Source organism: Rubrilithobacter danxiaensis (genome assembly GCF_047272945.1).
Lineage (GTDB): Bacteria > Bacteroidota > Bacteroidia > Sphingobacteriales > Sphingobacteriaceae > Rubrolithibacter > Rubrolithibacter danxiaensis.
The window spans coordinates 407,301-416,864 of sequence record NZ_JBKOPS010000003.1 but is presented as its reverse complement, the minus strand read 5'-3'; the positions used below and the strand labels follow the sequence as shown (position 1 = coordinate 416,864).

Here is a 9,564-nt window from a genome sequence, read left to right as displayed (position 1 = left end):
TCAGATATTAACAAAAGAAAAAGAAGCAAAAAGAAAATTTCTAACAACAATAACGGTAGTCAATATTCTGTGATATTTTGTTATTGTAAATCTAAAGGCAGTTGCGGCATTAATTGCACGTCACTTCAATCCAGTACTAATGTAATAGAAAGCAGTGAAATAACGTATACCACGTCAGCCGCAATTGCAATAAGCTGTTGTTGTGTGCTGGTGTTTTTTATGCACTCTCCATAAATTTCGGAATTAACTCATAAATATCTAAACCCACATTATTTGTTAAAGAGCCTATAAGATGCTTTGGGCCACCTACATAGGTAAAAGATAAATCATAATCGGTAATTAAACACCATTCTTGGGTGTAGGGGTAAATAGCAGTAGGATTGTCTCTCACCTCACTTTTATCCCATAACCTTTCTAACTCCGACAATTGACCTTTGTAAAACACTTCGTGCTCCCATGTCTGAGTTTTCAAAATGCAATAATAGTAGTTAACTACTTGGTCACCTAAATTCTGTATGATTGTATCTCTTACGAAAATTAACTGACTATTCTCGCAGTCCCCTTCAGCAGGATAACGAATATCCGAAGGCCAACCTTCCTTCAAAATTTCCTTTCGTATTTCTTCTTGAACTTGGTTAGCCGTCTCTAATGTGAACTGTTTGTTATTTAATTTAAAAAATTCAGGCCAAGAGACAGGTTTGAACTCGCTACTTTCATTTGATTTAATCCAAAAAGGGTGAAGAATTATAGCATAGCTCTGGAACATCAAAGGACAGCACATCGTCAAAAGATACCAAAAAGCATCGTTTTCTTGCGGGTCGCCTGCAATTTCTACATTCGGTCCAAGTGAAGCTTGACGTCTAATCCAGTCTGGTAATATAGCATCGATGGTTGTCATTTTTACACTTGCACACAACGGTTGAGGGCTTTGCGTTCGGGCGGGTTTCGGAGCGCAAAGTTTCAATTTATTACTAAAGTTCATTATAAGCACAGAGCTTCATGTTTGCACGTCAGCCCGCCTGACGCAAAACCCGTGTTGTGTGCTGGGCTTTTGTCAGCCCAAAGTTTCAGCAATGTCAATACAGATAAAGCCTGCCATTTTCAAAATGTCTGTTACCATTTCAGGGTGATTGTCATCTTCTAAGTGTTCAACTATTAAAATTTTGTCAGGGTGATTTAAGTAAAAAGAAAATTTGCAGTCTGTGTAAAATGGTTGAAGTATTTGAATTATGGCTTTTGCTTCGTCTTGTTTAGGTACCGATGTTTTGAATTTTGAAAAAATCATTGTGGAGGTTTTAAAAAGAACTGGCTGCCGTAAATTCGCAAGACGATTTTATGGTAGCCAGCCTAACATTAAACGTTTAATAACCCCTTATTTCGCTGCCAAAATATCTATTGGCTCAATTTTGGGTGCTGCAGCAAGTAACTCGGGAGCATTTTCCATTAACGCCTTTGCAATCTTACCACCAAGATGCGCTTCTCTACCTTCTTCATCTGAAAAAGTGTCAAAAATGCCAAATGTAGAAGCGTCAATACGGAACGCATACCACGTAATAGTACCCGCTTCTTCATTAGCAAGTGGCAATGCACTTGTAATAAACTCTTCAACACTTTTTTCTTTTCCTGCTTTTGCTTCTAGTCGAACTAATAATCCTAATTTTTTCATGTCTTTTTATTTTTAATTAAACCAATTTTGTTTTAACAAATTTAGCTCATCTAAGCTTGTGAGGCTTTTTTATTCTGTTCAAAAACTTATGAAAAAAGGTCAAACTGTGTTAGTCTGTTTTGGGCTGTATCCGAATTCATTTTTAAAGGCAGTACTAAAATTTGATAGGCTATCGTAGCCAAACTCCATATAAATTTCGGAAGGAGTTGCTTTGTTGTTAAGCAGCAATTCTCTTGCTTTGTTCAATCGTGTTTGTTGAAACCATTTACCCGGAGATTCTTGATAAATGGAGATGAATTTCCTTTTAAAGGTAGATGCACTCATATTGCATAGAAACGCTACTTCTTCAATGTTTAAATTAGCGTACAGGTTTTTTTCAATGACTTTTTTAAACGATAATTCTCGTTCGCTGCTTAATAAAGAATTTAGATAAGCAAAAAAAGGTTGTCCATATTTATTAGCTAAGTAAAGCATAATTTCTTCAAACTTTAGTTCCAGTATTTTTTGTGAAATTGTTTCGTGTAAACCAAAGCTATGTTTGAGAGAATTGATGTAGTGAACAATGAAATTGTCTTTTTCTATAAGGAAATAAGGAGCAGTTATTGTTGGTTTATTTTGATTGAATTGAGGCGAGTGTTTCAATAAAAAATCGCTGATGTTTTTTTGAGAAAAGAAAAAAAGCAAGCAACGATAACTGCTTGTCCCAACAAGCTCTGTCAATAAAAAATTACCTGATGAAATAAGCAGAGATTGTGTGTCATTTATAGAAACGATGTCGTTAGAAAAGTGAATATCCTTTTGTCCGTCTAACAAAAAACTAATGACATTTTTGTTTAGGTTAATTTTGTTTTTGGAAGCATTTTTATACACTTCGTAATTAGCAATTTGCAATTCTGACGAATTGTGGTTGCCCTCAAATAAATTTTCGGGAAGATTGATAATATCCATAATGTTCTGTCTTAAGTAAAATATTCTGCAAATTTCAAAAATCCTTTCTAAATCAATTGAAGTATTTTTATTCTATCTGTTTCAAGTTGAGCTATGGTATGATGTCGGGTAGCCTTGCACACAACGGTTTGGCTTTGCGCAGTAGCGGTTTACTTGCACTGTCTTGTCGTCCCAAGTAAATTTAATTAGAAAGTACTAATCTTTCAAATACCCCTTCCCCCGCTATTGCGTGAAGCTTTTGTTAGTGGCTGCCCTAATTTATCCACGTTTCCAAAGTTTCGATTTTTAGCCACCTTTTCCTTACTTTTTTGTAAATATAGAGGCCTCCACTTCCACAGGTTCCATTGCAGTGATATCCAAGTCTTGCTATTGCTACAGACTTATCTTTTGAGAATAGTGGCATTGAAATCGAGTAGAAAGTTCTATTTCCATATTTTTTTTCAAACCTATTCCAAAACTCTTGATTCCCCTTTTTTGTATCTAGAAAACTTTTAATAGTGTCGCCTGATATAACCTTTGCACCAACTATATATTTGCTGGACAAGTGAAAGTCTTTAATGGATTTAGATTGTTCTCTCATAAACTCAACATCCTCTGGTAGTACTGTTTTTTTAAGAGTTTTAGATAGGAGTATTGACGAATCAAAAGGTTCGATGTCTTGATCTACTATTTCCTCTTCGATTGGAAATTGTATCTCAGTCTTGACGATATAATTTACAAATTGGTAGATGGCTTTTCTGCCCACCGGATTCGTATGAGCTTCGATTTTCCTGCTCGACTGTTTGATAACTTTTTCTACTCCCTTGCCTATAGAGCGTTTTGATTCTGATTTAGGTTGACAACTAAGACCAATAAAAATAATAGCTGAAATAATGTAGTAACGCATGTTCTAGGGTTGCCACTAACGATGGTAGTTTGCGCAGTTCCGGCCCTTCCGGGCCGTAGAATTGCGCAAACTACGTGTTAGTTGATGGTGATTATTTTGTCCGTTAAAATTGCTATTGCGTTTATGTGTGATAAGCGCAGTAAGCAATTAGGTAAAAAATATTTAGGAAAGCAAACAATTCTCGCTTGTAATTTGTTAAGCAATGCTGTTTGTCGAAAACAGTCCGTTTGACACTCACTTCAGCTTAGAAGCTGGCTTCTGCTTTCGCTCTTGTCATTCGGATAAAAGCATCTTCGAAGATGCTTCATTGCTTATCAAAGTTCAAGGCCCTTCATCTGTGCTTTCCTTCACTTTCAACTAACGCTTTCGTATAGCCACCAGTGCCGACGATGTTAGTTAGCGAGCTGACAATGTAGACAAAATTTCAATTACCTGAGTAGTTTCTGCAAGGGCTGATGCAGGCATTGTGGCTATACATTGTTACCAGATGTGGCTTATTTATTCCTCTGGTTTATCTATTAATCTCAGCCACGTTCGTGCTTGAGCAACAGTTTCAAAAAAATTGATCGCTAATTTATTTTTGTCCACTTTATATGAAATACTTTCGACTGCGACCCTGTTGAAGTAATGGTCTGGTTTTACAATCGCAATTACTTTGAAGCCAAGTTCTGTCGCTCGCGGAAGGAATTCTGTGTTCAGCCATTCTTGATCTTCTCTAGCAATGATTGTCATATCTTTAATATCTGCAAGGACTTTGAAAGTTTTATTCTTTATCAGATTCTCTAACATTAGTTCTGTTCCTGCTTTGAATTCTTCGCTTGTTGCATAACCTCGCCATTCCATAACCACAGCATCGACTAAATTGTCGTAATATATCTGGTAAACTTTCGCTTCTGCTTCCATTTTTTTTACTTTAAAATTACAGTAAATTTTCTTCGTGGAATTGTAGCCATCGTTTTCTTCAGCCATTTCTGGTAACGATTGGCTTTACGCAGAGTTGCGCAAATATCCGATATAGTGGAGTGTTTTCTCTTCTTCAACTGATACGGGAAAATTTGTACTAAATACTGCATATTGACAACATAATTATGAAATTAACTTCATATTTCCAAACGGTCTAAAGGGCTTTTGATCTGGTCAAAGCCTTTCGTTGTTATGTGAGTATAAACTTCCGTGGTTTTGCTCGACTCGTGGCCCAGGAGGGTTTGAATGTACCGCAAATCGGTTCCGGCCTCAAGTAAATGCGTGGCAAACGAATGCCGCAGTGTATGCATACTTACTTTTTTTAGTATTCCGGCTCTTTTAGCGGCGTTTTGCACAACTAATTGCATTGCTCTTGTACTGTATTCCTCTTTTACCAATCCCTCAAAAAGCATTTCTTTAGGCCGGTATGTTTTAAAATATTCCCGTAAAACTTCCAACGCTTTTTCTGAAAGAAGTGTGTAACGATCTTTTTTTCCTTTTGATTGCACTACCCGGATCTGCATCCTGTCTGAATCTATATCCTTTATCCTTAAATTAAGCAGTTCGCTGATGCGCAGGCCGGCAGAATAGGCAATCATCAGCATTGCTTTGTGTTTAATATTGGAAGTGCACCGTATTATTTCTGATATTTCCGACTCGCTTAAAACTACCGGCAATGTCTTTTCCTTTAAAGGGCGTTCTATAAAATAGAATTTCCGGTTTCCTCTAAGTACCCGTTCATAATAAAACTTGATTGCGTTAATAGCCTGGTTTTGATACGATGCAGAAACCTTTCGTTCGGTTACCAGATGCCGCAGATAAGCTATTATCATCGCTTCATCTATTAGCTTATAATCGTAGGTATGATAATGATTAATAAATTCTTCCAATGAATTTGCATACGTTTTTATGGTGTTTTCACTGTATCGTAATTCCGTTAGTTTTAAAATAAATTCTTCAGGGCAGGGCCGGTAGTTTGGAATATCACCTGGGGTTATCCGCGGTTTCTTGTTGCTTTTGGTTTCTTGCTCTTCATATACAAAAACCAGCTCTTCGTGTTTGCAGGTTTCCCTCAAAATATCTACAAACTTTTGTGCATACGGAATTGTCCACCATTTATTTTTCGCATCCCATGAGTGGTAGGGTATCTTTTTAATATGGCTTGTAAGTTTTTTATTAAATCCGAAAATAACTTTTAGTCTTCCTGCCGCCCTTATAACAAGCACTTCGTTTTTTCCCGTGATATATCCACCAGGTGTTACTATCTCCTCCTGTTCTTCTATGTAACCAATCCTGTCTTTAAAATGCTCTTTGATGCGTTGCAGATTGTTCGGATAGTTTGGTACCACCCAGCAATAATTTTGTTTATCCCATTTGGAAAATCTTAAGTTTAATAAAAACGTCGTGTCGACCTCGTTTTTAGGTAGTTTTAGCACAATTTTTCGTCCCAATACATATATCTCAATCCTGGTATTTTTAACAATTTTTTCCTCTTTTTCCACGTGTACCACTCTTGCATCCCGAACAATTGTATTTTCTAATTCAATTTCAGGAAATAAGGTTTTAAGATCCGAAAAGGCCTTTTTAGAACAGGGAATATGCCAGGCCTGCTGCGTTTTGCTCCATTTGCAGTCGTCAATCTGCCGAAGCAGCAACGCAATGTGCCTGTTGTATGGAAACGTAATTTTTATACGTTCCTGATTTCTATGAAATATTCGTTCAACCTTCATATATTCCTAGTTTAAGAAGGGTTTGCGCAGTTCGTGTAATCCTTATCGGTATAATAACCATACAACTAATTTAATTATTTTCTTTTCGATTAATAAATACCTCTTAAAGCAAATCGCTCATTTTTTATTGCATCTGGATAATAACATGGAAGCTTGCCCGAAAATAGGTCTGTTTAGATCGTTTGCCCGGAAGTGTGAATTTTAAAAAAGGCTAATTGATAAAAAGCCAAAGCATCGGTTTCAGAAATTGGAACCTCCTGCCCAATGTACGCCTGTTGATCTGCCTTATATGTTTCAAAAACCGGTACCAATAGTAAAATTTAATTGTTGTAACTCTTAAATTGTCTGCACGTATGCGATTCAGGTTTGTGAACGAGCCGGTATTTTTAAGATGAATCTTACGCAGTTTTCTACAATTCTTTCTTTAAATGATTATGAATCTCAATCTGAAATAATAAACAAAGCACGGCAACGGATACTGCTTTGGAGAATAATCTTTAATATAATTTCTTTTCTGACACTTATTTTAATTGATGTTTTAAGCCATGATCCATCGAGGATTGCCGGATTGAGCGGGGTTATTCTTCTCCACACTATCTTAATTTATCTGCTTGTAAAAAAGGATTGGGTGCAAGGTATTACACACACTATTCTGATCTTTTTAACAACAACTGTATGGGCCACGTTCCTGATCTTCCAAATGAAAGTTACCATCCCTGTAGATATACTGGTTTTTATTCAGGTTGTAATTCTGAGTTTTTTTAACCTGAATAGTCGTTGGGGAACTTTTTATTCGCTGTTTTCGCTGGTCCCTATTTTTCTGAACGTTATTTTGCCAGAAGGCAATGCTCTTTTAAAACCAAATGATGATTTAACCCAATACGATTCAGGAACTTTTGTACATATCTTTTACAATTGCCTTTTCCTGGTTTTTATTTTATGGCATATTATAAAATCATTTCAAAGCACTATTGTTAACTGGCGTGATGTTTCTGCACAATTGCAAAAAAAGTCGGAGGAGTTACAGGAGCAATCCATACATCTCCAGAATTTAAATGAGGAACTGCAAAGTCAGTCTGAAGAACTTCAGGCACAGTCGGAAGAATTAATATCTCAGTCGGAACATCTTTTAGGATTGAACGAGCAACTGATATTAAAAGAAGGGCAGGAAAGAATTGCCCGCCAGCAGGCAGAGGAAGCAAAAAAGGATGCAGAGAAAGCAAATCAGGCAAAGAGCATTTTCCTGGCTACAATGAGCCATGAAATCAGAACACCTATGAACGGCGTGTTGGGTATGGCATCCCTGCTGACAGAAACACCGCTTAATACCGAGCAACAGGAATATGTTAAAATTATTAATACCAGCGGCGATGCGCTTCTTCATATTATTAATGATATTCTTGATTTTTCGAAAATAGAATCAGGAAGCATGGAGCTGGAGCAGCAAGAGTTTGACATAAGAGAAACAGTAGAAAGCGTAATGGACGTTTTTGCCGGCAAAGCTGCACAGCTGCAACTGGATCTTGTTTATCAGCTGGATCATCAGTTACCGGCAAGAATAGTTGGAGATAGCTTACGCCTAAGGCAGGTACTGATCAATTTTGTAAGCAATGCAATGAAATTTACTTCTCGCGGAGAAGTATTTGTTAAAGTTGAGCTGCTGAAATCAGCAGGTGAAAACCTTGATATAGCTTTTGAAATACGCGACAGCGGAATTGGTATTCCTGAAGATAAGCTTTCCAGGTTATTTAAAGCTTTTTCGCAGGTAGATTCATCTACTACCAGAAAATATGGTGGGACGGGCTTAGGTTTGGCTATCAGCCAGCGTTTGATAACACTAATGGGCGGCGAAGTAGAAGTAAGCAGCAGAGTAGGAGTTGGTACTACTTTTAGGTTTATTATTAAGAGTAAAATCGCAGCCAGCTCCCAAAAACAATATGTTAATCTGAATACTTCAGATAACGAGGGCAAAAAGATCCTGGTTGTTGACGATAATTTAACCAATCTGAGTATAATAAAAACCCAGTTAGAGCTGTGGAAACTTGTACCGGTTGTAGCAGATTCCGGAAAAGAAGCTCTTAAAATACTTGAAAGCGATAAAAACTTTGACCTGATAATTTCGGATATGCAGATGCCCGAAATGGACGGCGTTGAATTGGCTACAGCTGTAAAATCAAAACTTCCGGAAATTCCGATAATGCTGTTAAGCTCTGTCGGAAACGAAACAAAAAGTAAATATCCTCAATTGTTCAGCTCGGTATTAACAAAGCCTATAAAACAGGCGCAATTATTTAAACTGGTACAATTGGAGCTTAAACGCGAAACTGAAACGATAAAAACAGAACAGCTCAAAGAACAGTTACCGAAAAGAACAATTCTCTCAGAAGATTTTGCCGATTCTTATCCGCTTAGCATATTAATTGCAGAAGATAATCTTATTAATCAAAAGCTTGCTACGCGGGTGCTCAATAAATTAGGCTATCGGCCAGAAATTGCTGCCAATGGTTTAGAGGCAGTGGAAATGCAAAACGAAAAAGGCTACCAGGTAATACTTATGGATATGCTGATGCCTGAGATGGACGGACTGGAAGCTACACGGATTATCAGGCAAACTGCTGCAACTCAGCCTCAAATTGTAGCTATGACAGCCAATGCCTTGCCCGAAGACAAAGAGCTGTGTTTACAGTCGGGAATGAACGATTATATTTCTAAACCAATAAATTTAGAGGAGCTGACACGCATTTTAAGAAAAACGGCTGCTTTGATCAATAATCTACAAGATTCGAAATAGTGATGAAATTTAAAATTATGCTTCTTTTTTTATTTATTTCTTTTACCAGGATTTATGCTCAAAAAGCGGAAGCAATAACGGGCGTCTGGCTTACTGAAGATAAAAAAGGGAAGGTGGAAATTTATAATTCCGGAGGGAAATACTTCGGAAAAATCGTCTGGGGGAAAGACGCTTCCACTAAAAAAGATGTAAATAATCCTGATCCTAAACTTAGAAACCGGACTCTTTTAAATCTGGTTATTCTTTCAGACTTTACTTTTGATAAGGATGAATGGAATGGCGGTAAAATTTACGACCCCGAAACCGGGAAAACCTATAGCTGTACAATGAAATTGCAGAACGGCAAGTTGGCAATAAGAGGATATATTGGTATTTCTGCTTTTGGCAGAACAACAACCTGGACAAGAGCATAAACAAATTCATAATCATTAAATCATTTAAATTTTAAGGTTAGCTTTCTTTTTTCTTAAACTTCTTAGGTTCTGTATTCCGGACGGGGCTTATGTCTTTTATTAATTGTTGCATAGACTCCTTTACTGATTTTAAACGCCTTTAAGAAAATACGCATTGTATTAAAGAA

The 9,564-nt window shown here is 37.0% G+C and carries 9 protein-coding genes; 2 read left to right on the top strand and 7 right to left on the bottom strand.

All coding sequences use genetic code 11. The features are described from left to right. Positions 1 to 217: 217 nt before the first annotated feature. From ACLCDL_RS05865 to ACLCDL_RS05835, 7 genes are all read right to left on the bottom strand, one after another. A complete protein-coding gene (locus tag ACLCDL_RS05865) occupies positions 218 to 898 on the bottom strand; it encodes a hypothetical protein (RefSeq protein ID WP_423147340.1) in 681 nt (226 codons plus the stop codon). Between the two features lie 156 nt (positions 899 to 1,054). Then, complete coding sequence (locus ACLCDL_RS05860) at positions 1,055 to 1,285, bottom strand: hypothetical protein (RefSeq protein WP_423147339.1); 231 nt, start codon at positions 1,283 to 1,285, stop codon at positions 1,055 to 1,057. Between the two features lie 87 nt (positions 1,286 to 1,372). After that, positions 1,373 to 1,666 (bottom strand): putative quinol monooxygenase, encoded by a 294-nt coding sequence (locus tag ACLCDL_RS05855; protein WP_423147338.1) that lies wholly within the window; start codon positions 1,664 to 1,666, stop codon positions 1,373 to 1,375. A gap of 99 nt (positions 1,667 to 1,765) precedes the next feature. After that, positions 1,766 to 2,614, bottom strand: coding sequence for a helix-turn-helix domain-containing protein (locus tag ACLCDL_RS05850; RefSeq protein WP_423147337.1), 849 nt, complete (start codon positions 2,612 to 2,614; stop codon positions 1,766 to 1,768). A 253-nt stretch (positions 2,615 to 2,867) separates the two neighbouring features. Continuing rightward, entirely contained in the window at positions 2,868 to 3,500 is a 633-nt protein-coding gene (locus ACLCDL_RS05845; protein WP_423147336.1) for a hypothetical protein, read from the bottom strand. A gap of 498 nt (positions 3,501 to 3,998) precedes the next feature. Beyond that, the gene (locus ACLCDL_RS05840; protein ID WP_423147335.1) at positions 3,999 to 4,469 is read right to left on the bottom strand and encodes an STAS/SEC14 domain-containing protein; all 471 of its coding nucleotides are present in this window, start codon (positions 4,467 to 4,469) and stop codon (positions 3,999 to 4,001) included. 131 nt (positions 4,470 to 4,600) lie between these two features. After that, positions 4,601 to 6,193 carry a tyrosine-type recombinase/integrase gene (locus ACLCDL_RS05835; RefSeq protein WP_423147334.1) on the bottom strand — a complete coding sequence of 531 codons (1,593 nt, stop codon included), beginning with the start codon at positions 6,191 to 6,193 and terminating at the stop codon, positions 4,601 to 4,603. 391 nt (positions 6,194 to 6,584) lie between these two features. Here ACLCDL_RS05835 and ACLCDL_RS05830 point away from each other — a divergent pair, with 391 nt between their 5' ends. Together ACLCDL_RS05830 and ACLCDL_RS05825 are read left to right on the top strand one after the other, a co-directional pair. Beyond that, on the top strand, positions 6,585 to 8,984 hold the full coding sequence (locus ACLCDL_RS05830; RefSeq protein WP_423147333.1) for a hybrid sensor histidine kinase/response regulator: 2,400 nt from the start codon (positions 6,585 to 6,587) through the stop codon (positions 8,982 to 8,984). 17 nt (positions 8,985 to 9,001) lie between these two features. Next, positions 9,002 to 9,397 carry a DUF2147 domain-containing protein gene (locus ACLCDL_RS05825; protein ID WP_423147332.1) on the top strand — a complete coding sequence of 132 codons (396 nt, stop codon included), beginning with the start codon at positions 9,002 to 9,004 and terminating at the stop codon, positions 9,395 to 9,397. Positions 9,398 to 9,564: the final 167 nt, after the last annotated feature.